This is a genomic window from Mycobacterium sp. NGS34, from assembly GCF_059812845.1.
On the sequence record NZ_JCALDM010000002.1, the window covers coordinates 783813 to 802524 of the forward strand.

19 protein-coding genes are annotated in these 18712 nt (G+C 68.2%); 6 read left to right on the plus strand and 13 right to left on the minus strand.

Translation table 11 applies throughout. The features are described from left to right. Positions 1–8 precede the first annotated feature (8 nt). A complete protein-coding gene (locus AC5Y7V_RS08725; RefSeq protein WP_499879593.1) occupies positions 9–1391 on the minus strand; it encodes an HNH endonuclease signature motif containing protein in 1383 nt (460 codons plus the stop codon). Positions 1392–1490: 99 nt separating this feature from the next. On the opposite strand from AC5Y7V_RS08725, the gene AC5Y7V_RS08730 reads away from it, so the two are divergent. Continuing rightward, positions 1491–1874: a hypothetical protein gene (locus AC5Y7V_RS08730; protein ID WP_499879594.1), complete on the plus strand. Its 384-nt coding sequence runs from the start codon at positions 1491–1493 to the stop codon at positions 1872–1874. Positions 1875–1887: 13 nt separating this feature from the next. On the opposite strand, the gene AC5Y7V_RS08735 is transcribed toward AC5Y7V_RS08730, so the two are convergent. Genes AC5Y7V_RS08735 through AC5Y7V_RS08780 form a run of 10 tightly spaced genes read right to left on the minus strand, consistent with a single transcriptional unit; the run spans position 1888 to position 11354 of the window. After that, complete coding sequence (locus tag AC5Y7V_RS08735) at positions 1888–2625, minus strand: hypothetical protein (protein WP_499879669.1); 738 nt, start codon at positions 2623–2625, stop codon at positions 1888–1890. 46 nt (positions 2626–2671) lie between these two features. Further along, entirely contained in the window at positions 2672–3427 is a 756-nt protein-coding gene (locus tag AC5Y7V_RS08740; RefSeq protein WP_499879595.1) for a hypothetical protein, read from the minus strand. After that, positions 3415–4380, minus strand: a complete 966-nt coding sequence (locus tag AC5Y7V_RS08745) for an MlaD family protein (RefSeq protein WP_499879596.1) — start codon at positions 4378–4380, stop codon at positions 3415–3417. Before AC5Y7V_RS08745 ends, AC5Y7V_RS08740 begins: the two co-directional genes overlap by 13 nt. After that, the gene (locus AC5Y7V_RS08750; protein WP_499879597.1) at positions 4377–5426 is read right to left on the minus strand and encodes an MlaD family protein; all 1050 of its coding nucleotides are present in this window, start codon (positions 5424–5426) and stop codon (positions 4377–4379) included. Before AC5Y7V_RS08750 ends, AC5Y7V_RS08745 begins: the two co-directional genes overlap by 4 nt. After that, entirely contained in the window at positions 5423–6571 is a 1149-nt protein-coding gene (locus AC5Y7V_RS08755; RefSeq protein WP_499879598.1) for an MlaD family protein, read from the minus strand. The genes AC5Y7V_RS08750 and AC5Y7V_RS08755 overlap by 4 nt, the downstream gene beginning before the upstream one ends. Before the next feature lie 10 nt (positions 6572–6581). Next, entirely contained in the window at positions 6582–7604 is a 1023-nt protein-coding gene (locus AC5Y7V_RS08760; RefSeq protein WP_499879599.1) for an MlaD family protein, read from the minus strand. Continuing rightward, on the minus strand, positions 7604–8614 hold the full coding sequence (locus AC5Y7V_RS08765; RefSeq protein WP_499879600.1) for an MlaD family protein: 1011 nt from the start codon (positions 8612–8614) through the stop codon (positions 7604–7606). The genes AC5Y7V_RS08760 and AC5Y7V_RS08765 overlap by 1 nt, the downstream gene beginning before the upstream one ends. Next, positions 8611–9672 (minus strand): MlaD family protein, encoded by a 1062-nt coding sequence (locus AC5Y7V_RS08770; RefSeq protein WP_499879601.1) that lies wholly within the window; start codon positions 9670–9672, stop codon positions 8611–8613. Before AC5Y7V_RS08770 ends, AC5Y7V_RS08765 begins: the two co-directional genes overlap by 4 nt. 3 nt (positions 9673–9675) lie before the next feature. After that, positions 9676–10536, minus strand: coding sequence for an MlaE family ABC transporter permease (locus tag AC5Y7V_RS08775; protein WP_499879670.1), 861 nt, complete (start codon positions 10534–10536; stop codon positions 9676–9678). Between the two features lie 8 nt (positions 10537–10544). Further along, positions 10545–11354 (minus strand): MlaE family ABC transporter permease, encoded by an 810-nt coding sequence (locus tag AC5Y7V_RS08780; RefSeq protein WP_499879671.1) that lies wholly within the window; start codon positions 11352–11354, stop codon positions 10545–10547. 554 nt (positions 11355–11908) lie between these two features. Here AC5Y7V_RS08780 and AC5Y7V_RS08785 point away from each other — a divergent pair. The 5 genes from AC5Y7V_RS08785 to AC5Y7V_RS08805 are packed head-to-tail and all read left to right on the plus strand — an operon-like array spanning position 11909 to position 16006. Further along, positions 11909–12865 carry a DUF4129 domain-containing protein gene (locus AC5Y7V_RS08785; RefSeq protein ID WP_499879602.1) on the plus strand — a complete coding sequence of 319 codons (957 nt, stop codon included), beginning with the start codon at positions 11909–11911 and terminating at the stop codon, positions 12863–12865. After that, positions 12862–13344, plus strand: coding sequence for a hypothetical protein (locus tag AC5Y7V_RS08790; RefSeq protein ID WP_499879603.1), 483 nt, complete (start codon positions 12862–12864; stop codon positions 13342–13344). Before AC5Y7V_RS08785 ends, AC5Y7V_RS08790 begins: the two co-directional genes overlap by 4 nt. Beyond that, entirely contained in the window at positions 13341–14309 is a 969-nt protein-coding gene (locus AC5Y7V_RS08795) for an AAA family ATPase (protein ID WP_499879604.1), read from the plus strand. The genes AC5Y7V_RS08790 and AC5Y7V_RS08795 overlap by 4 nt, the downstream gene beginning before the upstream one ends. Positions 14310–14315: 6 nt before the next feature. Beyond that, complete coding sequence (locus AC5Y7V_RS08800) at positions 14316–15575, plus strand: DUF58 domain-containing protein (protein ID WP_499879605.1); 1260 nt, start codon at positions 14316–14318, stop codon at positions 15573–15575. After that, a complete protein-coding gene (locus AC5Y7V_RS08805) occupies positions 15572–16006 on the plus strand; it encodes a hypothetical protein (protein WP_499879606.1) in 435 nt (144 codons plus the stop codon). The genes AC5Y7V_RS08800 and AC5Y7V_RS08805 overlap by 4 nt, the downstream gene beginning before the upstream one ends. A gap of 1 nt (position 16007) precedes the next feature. Here AC5Y7V_RS08805 and nuoN read toward each other — a convergent pair whose 3' ends face one another. Both nuoN and AC5Y7V_RS08815 read right to left on the minus strand, forming a co-directional pair. Continuing rightward, the gene (gene nuoN, locus AC5Y7V_RS08810) at positions 16008–17600 is read right to left on the minus strand and encodes an NADH-quinone oxidoreductase subunit NuoN (protein ID WP_499879607.1); all 1593 of its coding nucleotides are present in this window, start codon (positions 17598–17600) and stop codon (positions 16008–16010) included. After that, positions 17597–18712: NADH-quinone oxidoreductase subunit M (locus tag AC5Y7V_RS08815; RefSeq protein ID WP_499879608.1), on the minus strand; the 1116-nt coding region annotated here is incomplete at its 5' end. The genes nuoN and AC5Y7V_RS08815, both read right to left, overlap by 4 nt.

Below are 18712 nucleotides of genomic sequence, written 5' to 3' on the forward strand. Positions count from 1 at the left end.
TGCTCCCCTCATTCCTCGCCCGACTCGGGTGGGTCGGGGTCGCTGTGTAGGAGTTCGTCGGGGTGGTGGGCGTGGTTGGTTTGTGGGGGGCCGGTGCCGTCGGTCCAGGCGAGGCGCCCGTTCTCGGTGACGGTGGTGTCTTGGTCGCTGCGGCTGGCCGCGGCGTGGTGGGGGCCGCAGGCGAAGAAGAGTTTGTCGGCGTCGGTTTGTCCGTCGGCTGCCCAGTCGGGGGCGTGGTGGACTTCGCAGTAGTAGCCCGGCACGAGGCAGTGGGGGCGGGTGCAGCCGCGGTCGCGGGCGTAGCAGATGAGGCGTTGGTCGGCGGTGGCGATGCGTTTTTGCCGGCCCAGATACAGCGGGCGGGCGGTGTGGTCGTCGAACACCGCCAAGTAGTGAATGGCCTTGGCGGCCATGCGGATCAGATCCGACATGGGTAGTTGCGAGCCGCCGCCGGTGCGCGCCGGGGGCGGCATCGTCACGCCCGGGTCGACCACGGCGTGGGCGGCCTGGTCGAGTTCGCCCAGGGTGGTGGTGATCACCACGGTGACCGGATGGCCGCGGTGGGTGCCGAGCTGACCGGAGCCGATCGCGGTCCGCAGCGCGAGTTTGAGGGCGTCGTGGCCGCGCTGGGCGGCGGAGCGCGTGTCGCGCTCCTCGGGTTGGGCGCCGTCGGGTTGGTGGCGTCCGGGGCGCACCGCGGCCTCGATGGCTTCGAAGTAGGCGCGGGCCTCGGGGTCGAGCAGCCCGGACAGCCGTGACATGCCGTCGGGGCCTTGTGGGCCCAGGCGCAGGCCGCGCCGGCGGGCGCGGTCCTCGTCGGTGAAGTGCCCGTCGGGGTTGAGGTAGTCGGCGATGCGCTTGCCCAGCCCGGTGACCACAGCGGCGTCCAGCTTTCGCGCATGGGCCACCAGGGTGCGTTCGGCCTCGTCCACGTCGGACGGTGCCACACTGGCGGGCAGGACGTCGATCGCCTGGCAGACGGCGCGGATATGGTCCTCGCCGAGCGCGCCGGCCTCGACCGCGCCGGCCACCGCTTCCAGCTCGGGCGGCAAGGGCGGGCCGGTCAGCGAACGCCGCGGGCGAATCCGGGCCGCCAGCCGAAACCGGCGCACCACCTCACGGGGCGTGATGCGCAGCCGCGCCCACAGCATGTCTCGCACCGCCGGCACCGACTCGGCGCCGTCGGGGGGCTCGGCGATCTCGCCGAACACCCGATACATCAACCCCCGATTGACCCGCTCCTGCGTCTCCAAACGTTCGGCCACCGCGACACGAAAGTCATTGCCGACCAGATCCGACGACGTCTCACGCAGCACCTCGTGGGCGGCGTCGATCGCGTCCAGAGCAGCGCTGATCCGCTGCTCTGCTACGTCGGCGCCCAGGAACTCCACGCCCCAACCCTATCGAACAAACGTTCGAACAAGGACGAGTGCCGGCCAATCTGTGGATAAACGGCCGACTGTGGATAACGACATGCGAAGGTGGGGCCGATGCGTCAATCAGGACTAGTTCTTTGCGCGCCGCTCGCGGTCGCCGCGGCCACGATCTGCCTGGCCGCCGCGCCGACGGCGGCGGCCGGTGACGGGGACTGCGCCATCATCCTGCCGGCGGCCGATCGGCTGGAGAACGTGTTCAATCTCGTTTCGCCCTCAGTGACGCAGCCTTGGCTGGCGGGCCAGATCCGCAACGCCCTGTCTCCCTTGCAGGGCTTGCGCAGCCCGGCCGCGCTCGACCTCCGGCTGCGGTCGGACATGCTGGCCTCGCAGATCGACGCCAGTGACCCCTACCGGCCGGCGAGCCCGGAACAACTCGCGAGCGATCTCGCCAAGGCGAGACAGCAGCTGGCCGCGGCCCGCGCCTACTGCGCGCCCTAAGGCAAACCGAGAGCTATTGCTGCCCCCGGCGCCAGCGCCTGATGTCAAGGCGCTCGGCGTCCGGCCAGATGGCCTTGGCGGCCGGCGATGCGCAGAAGGTTTCCTCGGCCTGGCGCAGGCTCATGTCGACCGCATGCAGGCCGTCTTCCTGGTGGGCGCGGCAAATGACGGTCAGCACCCGGTGAGTGTCCGGGTCCACCTGCTCGGCTTCGATGGTCAGCACCACCACCAGCGTGTAGCCGGCCCCCGTCGGCAGATAGAAGGTGAGGTCTCGGCTGTCCAGCGCCCCGCCGTTGGTCACCAGATAGCCGTCGCCGCTGGGATAGAGGGCCTGTCCGACCATCTGGGTGCGTTCGAAATGGTTGCGGTCGCCCGGCGCGCGCCACACCGTGAACCTGGTGTTCGGGCTGCCATTGAACGGGTGCCGGGCGATCGGGATGATCAGCTCGTCGCGGCCGTCGCCGTCGACATCCTGCATCCCGACGCCCCCGGGGCTCGAGGGCTCCAGTAGCTCATCGATCGTTTGCACCACCTCGCCCGACGGGTCGGTCACCACGATCTTCACCGCGGCGGGCCCGCTCAGCTCGGGCGCACTCCAGTAGGTGACGGCGAAATCCAAAGCGCCGGAATGCATTCGGCAGTCGGTGTGCGGCGACGTGGCCGTCGGGCTGATCAGCGCGGCCGTCTGCGGGCACGGCGGCAACGACGTGTCGGCGGACGCGATGGGCCCGACGGCACCCGCGGTGGCCATCGCCGCGACGGCGATCAGCACTGGCAGCCGCTGCACGGGTGCGCGCCTAGCGTTTCGGTGCCGGCTTGACCGGAGCCGGAGCCGGAGCCGGCGCCGGCGCGGGAGCCGGAGCGGCGGGCGGCGGGGGCCCGGCCTGTGGCAGCTGCTCCTCGATCGGCGGGCGGGAGCCGGTCTTGGGGCCGATGTCGGAAACCTGCCACGCATTGCCCACCCTGTTCACGGTGACCTGAAGCAGGATGATCGACACCTTCGGCGTCGGGTTTTGCAGATTGCGCGTGGTTTGATGGGCCGACACCACCACCTGATAGACCCCGCCGGGCGAAGCGATGGGGTCGGTGGCCAGCACCTCGCCGGTGGAGGTGACCTGCGCCTGCAGCATGATGCTCTTCAGCAGGTCGCTGGCGTTGACGTACTTGTCCTTAAGTTGTTGCGACACACCGTCTTCGACCGAGCGGAAGAAGGCATCCGGGTCTTCGAAGCTGTAGGTCAGCGACTTCAGCGCATACTCCTTGGCCAGCTGCGCCACGGCGTCACGATCGGCCTGCTGTTGACGCAGCTGCGCGAGCTGAACGGTCACCTGGTGGTATTTGACGAACCCGAACACCCCGGCGGCGAGCACCGCCGCGACGAGAACGGCTGCGCCCCATTGCTTCCGGCTAATGCGCCGCAGCCGCGCCGTCAGCGACGGCCGTGCGGTCTCCTCGGGGGCCACAGCCTTAACCTCGGCGTCGTCCACTTTCTCATCTTCGCTGACAGTTGAATTCGTCACGTCGGTTCTTTCTTTCTCGATCATTGATGCCATTCGGGAACGTTGAGTTGAACCCGCATGCCGCCGGTGTCGTTGAACGTCGATTCCCAGAAGTCGAGCCAGTGCCCGGCGTCGACCTTGACGTCGTGTAGCGGGGCGAGCGCGGGTTGCAGGACGGTGGTGAAGGTGCTGAGCGGGCCGGCCAGCATGTCGAGGTACTGGCTGATCTTGGCGACCAGGATCCCGGCCGGATCGTCCGGGCCGACCACCCCCACGCCACTGTGCGAAAGCGTCTCGATCTCGTGGATCATCTGCAGGAACGCCGGCACCGAGCGCGGCAGCAATTTGCCCGTCTCACTGATCACTTCGCCGGCGTTGATGTCGCCCAGGTTGGTGGTCATGGTGGAGACGTTGTTGAACAGGGTGGCCAGCAACTGCTTGTCGTCCCGGATCACCTTGGCGGTCAACACGGCGGTGGTGGCCAGCGAATCGACGGTGTCGTCGTTGGCTCCGAGCGCCGCGGAAGCGTTGACGATGATCGTGTGCACCTGATCCAGGTTGAGCGCCGAGACCAGCGCGTTGGCCTTGGTGAGCAAGTCGGCGCCGGTCACCATCGGCGCGACGCGCTCCGCGGGGATCACCGCGCCGTCGGCGAAATAAGGCGGCGCAATCAGTTTCGGTTTGAAGTCGATGTACTGCTCGCCGGCCGCGGAGAGATTCTCCACGCTGATCGCGCTGTTCGCCGGCACCGGGTGCGAGCGGTCGAGATCTATCGAGACCGCCAGCCCGGTCGTCGTGGTCTGGATGCCGGTCACCCGGCCGACCTTGATGCCGCGCATCGTCACCTCGGAGGTGGGCATCAGGCCGCCGGAAGTGTTGAGCATCAGGGTAAGCCGGGTGACCTGCTTGGTCGGGCTGATGTCGAGCACGCCGATCGACATGTAGGCCGCGCCCAGCAGCGTCATCACCGCCAGGATGATCAGCGTCACGCGTGCGTTGAACTTCATGGCAGCATCCCCATGCTCTGCATCGCCTTCACGGCCGCGTCGGCCTTGTCGGCGGGATCCACGCCCTCATGCCCGGTCGGGGGATGAAGTTCGGAGACAATATATTTCGGGCCTCCATTGCGGAACCACCCGAGCAGCTTGTAGTGCAGGAACGCGATCAGCTTGTCGGCGAGCACCGGAATGGTGGTGTCGGCGGTGGCGATGGTCCCGACCATCGGCGTGAGGTAGGACATGATCTGCATGATGTCGCCGACGATGGGTTCGATGACTTGCCCGCCGAGGGTGCCGATGTCTCGAGAGTCCCCGACGACGTTGAGGATGGCCACCGTGATCGCCGACAGCCCTTCGAGTTTCGGCGGGCCCTCGGTGACCAACCGGTTGAACACCCCGGTGTTGGCCGCCACATTGGTCGTGATGTTCTCCATGCTGGACAGGATGCCGTCGATGGTGTCCTGATTGGCCGCCAGATCGTTGAGCACACCGGCGACGGTCTGCTGCGTCCGGGTCAGTTCGGCGGGGTCCTTGGGGAACGCCTTGTTGAGGTTGACCACGGTGCTCTGCAACGTGCCGATTGCCCCGCCCGCCACCAGGTTCGACACCGACCGCAGGAGGTCTTCGACGTTGTCGGCCGGGGCGGTGTTGCGCAGCGGGATGGTGTCGCCGTCGTGCAACAGCGCACCCGACAGATCCCCGGCTCGGCCCTCCGGCGGCACCAGCGCGATGTAGATGTCGCCGAGGGGGGTGGCCTGGCGCAGTTCGGCGCGGGTGTTGTCGGGAAGCCTGCTGCCCCCGGCGATATCGACGTAGGCGACGGCCGTCGTGCCGTCGAGCTGGACGTGGTCGAGCACGCCGATCTGCACCCCGCCGGAGTCCACCTTGGCCCGGGCGGGCAGGTTGAGCACGCTGGAGAACTGGATCTTGATTCGGTAGGCGTCGTGCGGGCTGTAGGCGCCCGGGACCGGCAGCCGCGTCGGATCCAGCGAACACGCCGCGGTGAGGACGATCGCGAGCAAGGCCAGCAGTACGCGCACCGGTCGTCGGGTCATGACAGTGCGGCCCCCAGGATGAGGTTGGTCAGGCCGAGGGTGACCGGATCCGACGCGGTGCCCGACGCGCACGCCGCCGCGGCCCCGGGGACATTGCGCTGCCGCAGCCCCTCGCAGATGGCTCCGGCCTGCGACGGCGAAATCGCCACTTGCGGTGGGATATAGGTGACGTTGTGGGTTCCCCACGCCGGTTCGTAGATGTCGCTGATCCAGTGGCTGAACTGCGGCCAAGAGTTGATCATCGCGAGGATGGCCGGGGTGTGTCGGTTCAGCATGTCCCGCAGCCAGGTGATGCCCTTGTCCAGTTTTTGGTAGAGCCGCGGCCCCCACCGGTTCAGCGCCTCGACCAAGATCGGCAGCAGGTGCGACATATGGCTCAGGGCCGCACCGAAGTTGTCCGACAGGCCCTCGATCAGCTGGGTGGTGGCCGGCAGCGTCTGGATCACCGAGGCGAAGCTGTTCCAGTTCCTCAAGAATTCCGAGCTGAGGATCTCGGTGTTCTCGAACAGCTGCCGGTAGTCGGCATCGGCCTTGTAGGGGTCGGCGAGCATGGTGACCAAATTGCCCAGCGTCTCGTTCAGCGCGGGGCCGGTGCCGTCGAGGGAACGGCTGAACGCGCGCACGCTGTCGTTGATGGCCTGCACGCCGGGTGCACGAGACAGGTCCTGGCCGGGTTGGGGGCCCATGATCGTGTCGGCGAGTTTGCCTATGGCAGAGAAGGTTTCGCTGACACTGATCGGCGTCCTGGTGGACTTCAGCTTGATGCATTCCGGCCCGGTGAACTTCGGGCCCGACGTATAGGGCTTGGTCAGCTCGATATGCCGATCGGTGACGATCGATTGCGAGTAGGTGACCGCGCCGACGTCCGCGGGCAGGTCGAGGTCGGGGGGCACGGTGAAGTCCACCTCGACGTGGTCGGGCTTGTTGACGATCGCTGTCGTCGAGCCGACCTCGATGCCCAGCAGCGCCACCTTGTTGCCGGGGTAAAGCCCGACCGCGTCGGTGAATTCGGCGCACATCGCCCGGGTGGGTTTGGGCATGACGAGCTTGGCGCCGATGACGACGGCCGCCGCGACGGCCGCGACGACGGCCAGCACCGTTGCGATCCCCATCGGGGAACGCAGCCGCCTGCCGAGCGCCGACATCCTGGCCACCTCAGCAGTTCCTCATGATGTTGGGCAGGCACAGATCCTGCCCGGGAACCAGCCGGTTGTGCTTGTCGAAGACGACGCCGTTCCCGCTGAGCATCGGCCAAACGATGCCCAGGGTCTGCCCCAGGCCGTCGAGCGCCTGGCCCCAGCGCTCGGGATGGACGGCCAGCGTGGTGGTGATGTCGTCGAGTCCGTCGACGATCGGCTCGACCTCCCTGCCGTAAAACGCGACGATGCGATCCATGATGCGGGCCAATTCGCTCAGCAGGCTGAAGAACTCGACGATGTCGACCGACCTCGAGGTGTACGACGTGCCGAGGATGTCGAGCTGCTCGAACAGCGTGACGAGCAGCTTACGTTGCGCGACCGTGGCCCGCAGGCCGTTGTTGGCGAAGTCCAGGCCGCGATGGAAATCGGTGGTGGACTTGCTCAACGAGGCCGTCAGCGCGTTGGCCGACCGGAGCAGGTCGCGCACCGCGTCGGGATATCTGTTGGCCGCGTTGGCCACTTCGGTGAAGGTGTCGTGGATGACTTGGCCATCGACTTCCTTGATCAGCGGCGTCGCCGCCTGGATTATGTCGTTGACCTCGAAGGGCAACGCCACACGTTGCGGCGGGATCACGTTGCGGCCCAGCGGTAGCGGGCCCTTCGGGTCGAGCGCCACATAGTGGCCGCCGAGCGGGGTCAGTAGCTTGACGTCCAGGGTGGATTCCGAACCGACCACCACCGAACGCTCGACGTCGAATTTCATCTCGACGACCGCGCCGTCGAGCCGGACGCCGGTGACCTTCCCTACCGGGATTCCGGCGATGCGAACCTGGTCGCCGGCGCGCACGCCGCCGGAGTTGGCCAGGTGCGCGGTGTAGCCGGTCTGATCGGTCGGATTCAGGTAGGCCATCGCGGTGGCGGCAAGTGCCGACACGATGACGACGACACCGACGATGCCGTGCCGGCGATTGCGGCCGGCGGCCGCGTGCTCATCGAGCACGGCGCGCGGTCGTCCGAACAGCTTGTCGCCGAACGCCATTACCGGCACACCACCAGGTTCTGTTGCGCGAAGGACACCTGCCCGATCCCCGGCAGGGTGACCTCGCCGCGCGAGCAGGAGAACGTCGGTGCGGCGGGCTGCTCGTCGGCCAGCCAGTCCCGCATGCCCTGGATCAACGACGGGGCCAGCGACATGCCCGCGATGATTGTCGCGGTCTGCGGCCACATCCGGTTGAACAAGTCGTAGAGCGGGACCGTCGTCCCGTCAAAGATGCGCTCGTTGTATTGCAGGATATGGGTGGTGTCCCGCAGGACGGGCAGCCCGGTTTCCATCGCCTCGCGGAACTCCTCGGCTTTGGAGCCGAACTTCGTCACCACATCGGTGAGCGTGGCGATGAGATGAAACAGCTGCTGTGACTTGCCGCCCAGGTCCGCCGAGATCGCACTGAGGTTGCGCAGCACGACGGCGATGACCGCCTGGCGCTTCACCGCCAGCTTGGAAATGACGTCCAGGTCATGCAGGAACGGGCCGATGCCGTTCTCGTCGCCCTGAATCAGCCGAAGCAGGTTCTCGCCCAGCAGGTTGAACTGGGCGGGGTCGAGGGTCTGGAATATCGGCCGAAACCCGTTGAACAGCTTCGCCACATCGAACGACGGAATCGTCTGCCCCAGCCCGATGGTGTCCCCGGGCCGCAGCCGCCGGTCCGGCTTGGCCGGCTGGATGAGCTCGACGTAGCGCTGACCGAGCAGGGTCTGGTAGCGCACCGCGGCTACGGTGTTGGCGAACACCGGGTGATCGTCCTGCGCGGTGAAATCCACCTTGGCGGTCCGCCCGTCGAGCCGGATGGTTTGCACCTTGCCGACCTGCACGCCGGAAATCCGAACGTCGTCACCGACGTAGAGCCCCGACACATCGGAGAACGCGGCGGTGTAGCGGGAGAGCGCCCCGGTGACCGGGCTGCGCAGGGCGGTCAGCACGATCAGCGTGCACACCACCGCGACCGCGGTGAAAATGGTCAGCCACACAACCGATTTCGTGACGCTCCTCATCGGCCACCCGCCTGCGGCCCGGCCGGCGGGGCCGGCGGGGAAGGCTGGGACGGCAGGGCCGCGGCCAGCCCCGGCATCGCGTCGAGGGTCACCTCGATCTGCATGCGTACCTTGCCGTCGACGATCGGGAACGCCGCACTGGTGCGGTCCAGCAGGCCCGAGAGCCGGTCGTAGACCGGCGCCATGCTGCCCTGCAGGTACGAGATCGGCAGCAAGACGTTCATCACCGAGCCCATGAACGGGGCGAGCCATCCGACGTTTCGCGCGAACATCTGGTCGGTGTTGAAGAGCAGCTTCGCGGTCTGGTCCAGGATGACATTCATCCGCTCGACCCCGTCGGGATGGGCCAGGAACTCCATCCCGTTCAGCAGGTCATACGCCAGCCCGATCAGCGGGACGGAGTCGCTGGCCCCGTTGACCACCGAGGCGAACACCGAAAGCGAGTGGGAGAAAGGCACTTTCTGGGAGTCGACGAGCATCTTGACCAGATCGAAGTAGGACCGGGTCACCGGCTCGGTCAGGTCGGCGTGCCGGCGCACCACCTCGATGATGCGGTCGACATCGGGCGAGTCCGCGAGCCGGCCGAGCTTCTGGCCCTGACGCAGCAGCCCGGTGATGGAGGCCGACCGCGCGTTGGCGCCGATCAACAACGTCTGGTTCGGGCGCAACCGCGGGCCGGTGCCGCTGCTGACCAGTTCGACGGCCGCGAGCCCAAAAGTGTTGGACGACATGAAATTAGCCGTGGTGTCCGACGCGAGCGCCCGTGCCTGTTGCGGGTCCAGCTCCACCGTTATCTTCTGCCGGTTGTAGCCGACCGATTGCAGGGATTTCACCGATCCGATCGTCAGGCCGCGGAACTTCACCTCCGCGCCCGGCGTCAGACCCTCGCCGATCGAATCGGCCACCACGGTCAGCCGGAACGTGTCGGTGTAGCCGCCGTTGCCCAGCTGATACAGAAGGGTGCCCGCGACGGCGAGCACGGCCGCGGCGATCAGGCCCCGGATCCGCAACGAGCGCGCACTCGGCGCGCGCGCTCCGTGGTCTGGAGATACTCCCATGGGCTACCCCGATATCCGGATGCCGGGGTTGTTGCCCCAGAACAACAGCGTCAGCACCATGTCGGCGGCGACCACGGTCACGATGCTGGCCCGGATGGCCCGCCCCGAGGCCCGCCCGACGCCTTCGGGACCGCCGCTGGCGTAGTAGCCCTGATAGCAGTGGATCGCGATGATCAGCGTCACGAAGATCGCGGCCTTGAGCACCGAGAACACCACGTCGGACGGCTGGATGAACGAGTCGAAATAGTGGTAGTAGGTGCCCGACGACTGCCCGTGCAGCACGTTGACCACCGTCGCGCACGACACATAGCTCAACGCGAGCGTCACCACATAGAGCGGAACGATGGTGATCATCCCGGCGATCACCCGGGTCGTGACCACGAACGGGATCGACTGAATGCCAAGGGCTTCCAGCGCGTCGATTTCCTCCGAGATCCGCATGGCGCCGATCTCGGCGGTCATCCGGCACCCGGCCTGCGCCGCGAAGCCGATCCCCGCGATCATCGGCGCCATCTCCCGGGTGTTCGCGTAGGCCGAGACGAACCCGGTCAGCGGCCCCATCCCGACCATGTCGAGGGCCCCGTAACCCTCGATCCCCACCGAACCGCCGACCGCCGCGCCCATGAACACCAGCACGCCGATGGTGCCGCCGCCGACGATGAGCGAGCCGTTCCCCCAGATCATGTCGACCAGCAGCACCCCGGTCTGGTGCCGGTAGCGCTTGAGCGTGTGCGGAATCGCGCCGAGCACCTGCGACAGAAAGGTGACCTGGTGGCCGAGGCGCTGGACCAGCGAGTCGCCCCGGTCGGCGACCCATCGCGATGCCCGTAGCGGCGTGGGTACGTAGCGTGCCGGCACCGACATCCGGGCCATCAGCCCACCCTCAGGGGCATGGACATCGACAGTCCCTGGGTGATCAGCAGGTTGAGCACGAACACCGCGACGATGCCGATGACGACGGATGCGTTGACCGCGTCGGCCACCCCGCGTGCGCCGCCCTTGGCCTCCAGGCCGCGCTGGCAGGCCACCAGGATTACCACCACGCCGAAAAGCCAGGTCTTGAGGACGGCGACCACGACGTCGTTGACGCTGGCGAAGGACGCGAAGGACGCGATGTAGCTACCCGGGGTGCCGGATTGGAAGCCCACGTTGATCGCGTAGCCGGCCGCCAGGCCCATGAAGATGATGAAGGAGCACAGCACCGGCGCCACGATGACGATCGCGGCCAGCCTTGGTGTGACAAGCCGCTGCACGGGGTTGATGCCCATGACGCGCAGCGCGTCGACCTCTTCGCGGATGGTGCGGGCGCCGAGATCGGTCGCCACCGCCGAACCGGCCGCACCGCCCAGCAGCAGCGCGGCCACGACCGGCGCGCCCTGCCGGATCACCCCGAGGCCGCCGGCCGCGCCCGAGACCGACGACGCGCCGACCTGCTGGATGAAGTTGCCGACCTGAACCGCCACGATGACCCCGAACGGGATGGACACCAGCAACGCGGGTATCGCCGTGACGCTGATGATGAACCAGGCCTGGTTGACGGTGTCCCGCCACGGGTGGCGCAGCTTGATCAAATCGGTGATCAGGTACCTGAAGGACTGGGCGGCCAGTTCGAAGAAGCGGCCCAGCGTCTGCAACGAGGAATCGAGCTGCCTGGCGCTGTACCGAAACGGCCTGCCCAGCACCGCGGCGGTTCCGCCGCGGGTCGGCGCCTCGGCGTCGGCGCGGCGCTCGTCCGGCTCGGCGGGCGCCGAGACGGGACCAGCGACGACGGGACCAGCGACGACGGGACTCGTGACGTCCGCGCCGTTCGTGATGGTGCCCGCGTCGGCGTCGACACAGGCCAGCCCGTCGCCTGCTGTCTCAGCCGGTGGTTCGGCCGCTGTCGCGTTATATACAGCGGTCAACGGCGGATCCCTCCTTAATCGCTGCCACGGGTTCTCAGCCAATCAAAGATTGGGAGCTTGGTCGACGTGCGTTCAATAGTGGCACCGAGCACGTGCGTTCTACCCAGAAGCAGTTGAGTGTGACGTACGCCACAATCCGTAGGACTGCGCACCACTGGCGGCGGCGCTCCTGGCCTGTGGATAGAGCCGCAACTGCGGACCGGCGCGGGACCGGCGCGGGACCGGCCTCGCGCCCTAGCGTCGGTCTCGTTCCTGGCGGGATGGCCGCCTGACGTGCCAGTATGAACCAAGACAGAGCCGCAACGGCGTATGCAACCGGTCGGGTGGTGCCCTTGCCCGTTATGAAGCCCGGTATCGACAAGCCGACGGGGCGCGTGGTTGCCCTGATCGTCCTCTTGATCCTTGTCGCCGCCGCCCTCCGCGGATACTTCCCGGCCCAGGGCCATGCGGCGCGTGCCGAACCGGGCGGCGGCCGGGCAGCCCTGCTCTTCGTCATCGCGGCGCTGAGCGGGACGCTCGCGCTGCTGACGATCGCGGTCATCGCCCGCCTGCGGGATCCGCGGGCGGCGGCACCGAAGCAGGCGGATCTGTCCGACCTGCTCGGCACCGGCAAGGGCCGGCCGAGCTGGCGGGTGCTGCTCATCGGGCTGGTGCTCATCGTCGCCTGGCTGCTGATCATGACGCTCCTGGTCCGGCACCTGATGCCGCACGACTCAAACCCCTCGGCCCCCACCGGGGTCCCCGCCGCGCGGCCGCCGGGGCAGAACAGCGGCTCGGCGACCCAGCGGCATCCGGGCAACGGGTCGGGGGACATGTTCGGCGTGCTGCTCGCCGGCACGATCCCGATGATGCTGCTGATCGTCGCCGGCTCGTTGCTCATGGCGCGACGGCGGTGGCGCGCCGCCGGCCCGGTCGTCGCGGCCGCCGACCGCCTCGCGCCCCCGGCCCCCGAGCCGCGTTCGGAATCGCTCGCCCGCGCCGCCGAAGTCGGACTGGCCGAGATCGGCGACCTCAACCGCGAACCCCGTGAGGCGATCATCGCGTGCTACGCCGCGATGGAACGCGAACTCGCCCGGGTGCCCGGGGCCGCCCCCCAGGACTTCGATACGCCGACCGAGGTGCTGGTGCGGGCCGTCGAACACCATGCGCTGCACGCCGATAACGCCGAGCGGCTGGTCAACCTGTTCGAAGAGGCGCGGTTCTCCCCGCACGTGATGAACGAGGGGCATCGCGAGGTGGCGGTCGACGTCCTGCGGCTGGTCCTGGCGGAGTTGCGGAGCCGCGTATGAAAAGGCTTATCGTGCTGGGTGTTTGCCTCGTCGTGGGGATAGAGCTGCTGGCGCTGACATTGCACGGGCGGCGGTTCCTGCTGGCCGCCTCGGGTGTTGCCCTGGCCCTGGTGTTGCTCAACGTTCGTCGCTCCGTGGGGCGCGGCAACGAACCCGCGGCCGAGCCGGACTACGACGAGCTGGGGGATTCGTTGCGCCGCTGGCTATCCACCACCGAGACGACGATCCGGCGCTCGGACTCCACGCGGGCGGACTGGGACCGGCACCTGCGCCCCATGCTCGCGCGCCGCTACGAAATGACGACGGGGCACAAACAGTCGAAGGACGCAGGCGCCTATCACGCAAGCGGCCGAATGCTTTTCGGCCCGGAGCTGTGGGAGTGGGTCAATCCCAACAACGTCACCCGCACCGGTGACCGCGAACCCGGGCCGGGCCGCGGGGTGCTCGAAGAGATTCTGCGAAGGTTGGAGCAAATATGACGCTGCCGGTCGCGACCACCACCGCACGCTGCGAGGCGGTCCTCGACGAAATCGAACGCGTGGTGGTGGGGAAGCGATCGGCGCTGACGCTCATCCTGACCGCGGTCCTCGCGCGCGGCCACGTGCTCATCGAGGACCTGCCCGGCCTCGGCAAGACGCTGATCGCGCGGTCCTTCGCCGCCGCGCTGGGGCTCCGATTCACCCGGGTCCAGTTCACCCCGGACCTGCTGCCCGCCGACCTGCTGGGCTCGACGATCTACGACATGCAGTCGGGCAACTTCGCGTTCCGGTCCGGACCCATCTTCACCAACCTGTTGCTCGCCGACGAGATCAACCGCACGCCGCCGAAGACACAGGCGGCCCTGCTGGAGGCGATGGCCGAGGGCCAGGTCAGCATCGACGGCGAAACCCACAAGCTGCCGACGCCGTTCATCGTGCTGGCGACCGACAATCCGATCGAGTACGAGGGCACGTATCCGTTGCCCGAGGCACAGCTGGATCGGTTCGCGATCCGGCTGGAACTGCGATACCTCTCGGAGCGGGACGAGACCTCGATGTTGCGCCGCCGCCTCGAACGGGGATCGGCCGAGCCGACGGTCAACCAGGTGGTGGACGGGCATGACCTGCTCGCGATGCGCGAGTCGGTCGAACAGGTGACCGTGCACGAGGACGTGCTGCACTACGTGGTGTCGCTGGCCACCGCCACGCGGCACCACCCGCAGGTCGCCGTGGGCGCCAGCCCGCGCGCCGAACTCGACCTCGTTCAGCTCGCCCGCGCCCGCGCGCTGCTGCTCGGCCGCGACTACGTGATCCCCGAAGACGTCAAGGCGCTCGCCGTCGCGGCCGTCGCCCATCGCATCACCCTGCGGCCGGAGATGTGGGTGCGCAAGATCCAGGGCGCCGACGTCGTCGCAGAATTGTTGCGGCGCTTGCCGGTGCCCCGGACGACCGGTGGGCCGGGCTGATCTCCGATGGGCACCGAAGTCGAGTTTCGTTGGCGCGCATCGCCGTTGGCACGGTCGGTCGCGACCTGCGCCGGGGTTGCGCTGGCCGCCGCCGTGATCGGCGCGCGCTGGCAGCTGCTTGCCTTCGCGGCGCCGCTGCTCGGCGTGCTGTGCTCGATCAGCTGGCAACCCCCGGTGCCCAAGATCCGGGTGCACGGAAAACCCGATTCGCAGCGATGCTTCGAAACCGAACAGGCGCGGGTCAGCGTGTGGCTGACCGAAGAGGGCGACTCCGTGCCCGCAGCGGTGGAGCTGACGGTGCCGCCCTTCGCGGGCATGCAGCTCGAAGCGCTCGAGTCGGAGTCCCGCGACGCGAAAACCGTTGCGGTGAAGGCACAACGGTGGGGCCGCTACCCTGTCCGGGCGCGCGTCGACGTGCTGGCGCGGGGCGGGTTGCTGACGGGAACGGGCACCGTCGACGCCGCCGACGTCATCGTGTTCCCGCTGACACCCCCGCAGCCGACGCCGATCCCGCAGATCGAGTTGCTCGACCGGTTGGGCGCCCACCTGACCCGGCACATCGGCCCGGGCGTCGAGTACGCCGACATCCGGCCCTACGTGCCCGGCGACCAGCTGCGGGCGGTGAACTGGCCGGTGAGCGCGCGCCGGCGCCAGCTGCACGTGACGCAGCGATTGACCGACCGCGCCGCCGACGTGGTGGTGCTGATCGACACGTACCGGCAGCCGGCGGGCCCGGCAACCGAAGCCACCGAACGCGTCGTGCGCGGCGCCGCGCAGGTGGTGCAGACCGCCCTGCGGCACGGCGACCGCGCCGGGATCGTCGCCCTCGGCGGCAATCGACCGCGCTGGCTGGGCGCCGACATCGGACAGCGCCAGTTCTACCGGGTGCTCGACACCGTGCTCGGAGCCGGCGACCGATTCGAAAACACCACCGGCACACTGGCGCCCCGCGCGGCGGTTCCCGTCGGCGCGATCGTCATCGCGTTCTCCACGCTGCTCGACACGGAATTCGCGCTGGCGCTGATCGACCTGCGCAAGCGCGGCCACGTGGTGATCGCCGTCGACATCCTCGACAGCTCGCCCTTCGAGAGCCAGCAGGATCCGCTGATCGATCGGATGTGGGCGCTGCAGCGCTCGGCCATGTATCGCGACATGGCGACCGTCGGCGTGGACATCGTGGCGTGGCGGGGGGACAGCACGCTGGATCAGTCGATGGCCGTCCTGCCCGACCGCCGCCATCGCGTGCGGGGACGGCTGCGGGCATGAAGTGGATCGCACTGGCCGTCTCAACCATCATCGGCGTTGTGATGGTGGGCTTGGCCGCCGCCGGGTCGCACGGTGTCGCGGTCGCCGCGGGGGCGGCCGCGCTGATCGCGGTGGGCGCCGGGGTGGTTTACCGCCCGGCGGCGACGATCGCCGTGCTGGCATCGGCGGCAACGATCCTGGCGTCGGATCCCTCGCTCGTCTTCGCCGCCTGGTCCGGATTGTGCGCGGTCGCCTACCTGGTGTGCCGCCACGCGGTCGGGACGTCCGGCGGCGTCATGTGGAGCTGGCCGACTCTCGTTGCGGCGGTGGGTTTTTCCTGCGCCGGCCTCGTCGCGACGTCGTTTCCGCTGCAGCTGCCGTGGTTGCCGCTCGCCGCGCCGCTGGGGGTCCTGGCGATCTACGTTTTGGCGACGCGCCCGTTCGTCAGCTGACTCAGTGCAGCAGCTGGGCCGCTTGATCGGCCAGGTCGAGCAGCGGCTGCGGGAAGATCCCCAACAGTATCGTGATCGCGGCGCATACCGCGATCGCAATCTTGCTCAGGATGCCGGGCGTCACGACGTGCGGGGTGTCGTCGGTCGCCTCGGTGAAGAACATCGACACGATGACGCGCACGTAGAAGTACGCGGCGACGCCGCTGGCGATGACGCCGATAATGACGAGGGGCACCGCGCCGCCCTGGGCGGCGGCCTTGAACACCGCGAGCTTGCTGACGAATCCACTCGTCAGGGGGATGCCGGCGAAGGCCAACAGGAACATCGAAAACATCACTCCCACAATGGGGGAGCGCTGCCCGAGCCCGGCCCAGTGCAAGATCTTGGCGTCTTCGACGCCGTCGGCGTTGCGGATCAGGCTCACGATGGCGAACGCGCCGACAGTGCTGAAGCTGTAGGCGACCAGATAGAACAGCGTGGCGGACAGCCCCGCGGTGTTGTCGGCGATCACGCCGGTGAGGATGAAGCCCACGTGCGCGACTGAGGAATAGGCGAGCATCCGCTTGACGTCGGTCTGGTTCACCGCCGTGACGGTGCCCACGGCCATGGTCAGGATCGCAATCGCCCACAGCACGGGGCGCCACTCGTGGTGCAGCGGCGGCAGCGCGACGTAGACCACGCGCAGTAGCGCGCCGAACGCCGCCACCTTGGTGGCCGCCGCCATGAACCCCGTGATCGGGGTGGGCGCGCCCTGGTAGACGTCGGGGATCCACGAGTGGAACGGGACCGCGCCCACCTTGAACAGCAGGCCGACCGACAGCAGCGCGACGCCGATCAGCGCCATCGAGCTATCGCCATGGGCCGCAAGGGCATCCCGGATCCCGGGCAGCAGCAGCGTGCCCGTTGCGCCATAGAGCAGCGCGACGCCGTAGAGGAAGAACGCCGAGGAGAACGCGCCCAGCAGGAAGTACTTCATCGACGCTTCCTGGGACAGCAGGCGGCGATGACGGGCCAGGCCGCACATCAGGTACAGGGGCAGCGACAAAACCTCCAGCGCGACGAACATCGTCAACAGATCGTTGGAGGCGGGGAACACCATCATGCCGCCGACGGACAGCATCACCAGCGGGAAGAGTTCGGTCTGCGCGGCACCGGCCCTCTCCGCCTCGCGCTCGGGCTCGCTGCCGGGAACCGCGGACGCCTGCGGCGTAAAGGAATCCAGCCCCCCCGACCCGCCGGCATTGTGGGCGACGACGGCGACCTTGGCTTCCGCCTTGGCCTGTGTCCGTTCACCGATGAAGATGACCGCCAGCACCGCGACCAGCAGCACGGTGCCCTGCAGGTACAGCGTCGGCCGGTCGATGGCCACCGCGCCCAGCACCGCGGCGCGGCCGGACGACGGAATCGACTCGGCCACTTCGATGTCCGCGAAAAGCGCCGCGAGCAGGCCGCCCAGGGCCAGCGTCATTTGGGTGGCGTAGCGAATCCGCCGGGGTGCGAATGCCTCGACTAGCATGCCGACGACCGCGACGGAAAAGACGATGAGCATCGGGCACAGCAGGAAGTACTCGACGCTTGGGGTGGGCAGGGTCATCGGTGCGGTCCTTCGGCAGTCCGGGGCGGCACGCTCGGCGCTGGGTCATGCTGGCCGATGGTGGTCATGGTGCTCTCGACGGCGGGATTGATGATGTCGAGCACCGGCTTGGGATAGACGCCCAGCACGAACAGCAGCGCGAGCAACGGTGCCACGACGACCAATTCGCGCCCCCGCAGGTCGGTGATCCGGTCGTTGCCCTCGGCCACCGGCCCCGTCATCACCCGCTGGTAGAGCCACAGCATGTAGATGGCTGCGAGCACCAGGGCGGTCACCCCGAACGCGCCGGCCAGCCAGTACCGGTTGAAAGTGCCCACCAGAACCAGGAATTCGCTGACGAACGGCGCCAGCCCGGGCAGCGACAGGGTGGCCATGGCCGAAACCAGGAAGGTGCCGGCCAGGATCGGCGCGACCTTCTGGACGCCGCCGTAGTCGGCGATGGCCCGGCTGCCGCGCCGCGTCACCAGGAAGCCGGCGATCAGGAACACCGCGGCGGTGGAGATGCCGTGGTTGAGCATGTAGAGGGTCGACCCGCTCTGCCCCTGGCTGGTCATGACGAAGATGCCGGCGATGATGAACCCGAAGTGCGAGATCGACGTGTAGGCGATCAGGCGCATCATGTCGGCCTGGCCGATCGCCACGATCGCGCCGTAGATCACGCCGATGATCGCCAGCGTCACGATCGCCGGACGGAAATACGTTGAGGCGTCGGGGAACAGCTGCAGGCAGTAGCGCAGCATGCCGAAGGTGCCGACCTTGTCCATCACGGCCGTGATGAGCACCGCCGTCGCCGGGGTGGCCTCGACGCAGGCATCGGGCAGCCAGCGGTGCAGCGGCCACAGCGGGGCCTTGATCGCGAACGCGAACATGAAGCCCAGGAACAGCGCCTTGAACACCGCCGGGTCGGCGCCGTAGCGGCCCGACGCGACGCCCGCCACGATGTCACGGAAATCGAACGTGCCCGAGCCGTGCTGCGCCGTGACCACGTACAGCCCGATGACCGCCGCCAGCATGATCAGCCCGCCGAACAGGTTGTACAGCAAGAACTTCACCGCCGCGCGCGACCTGCCGGGGCCCGGCCCGAAGCCGCCGATCAGGAAGTACATCGGCAC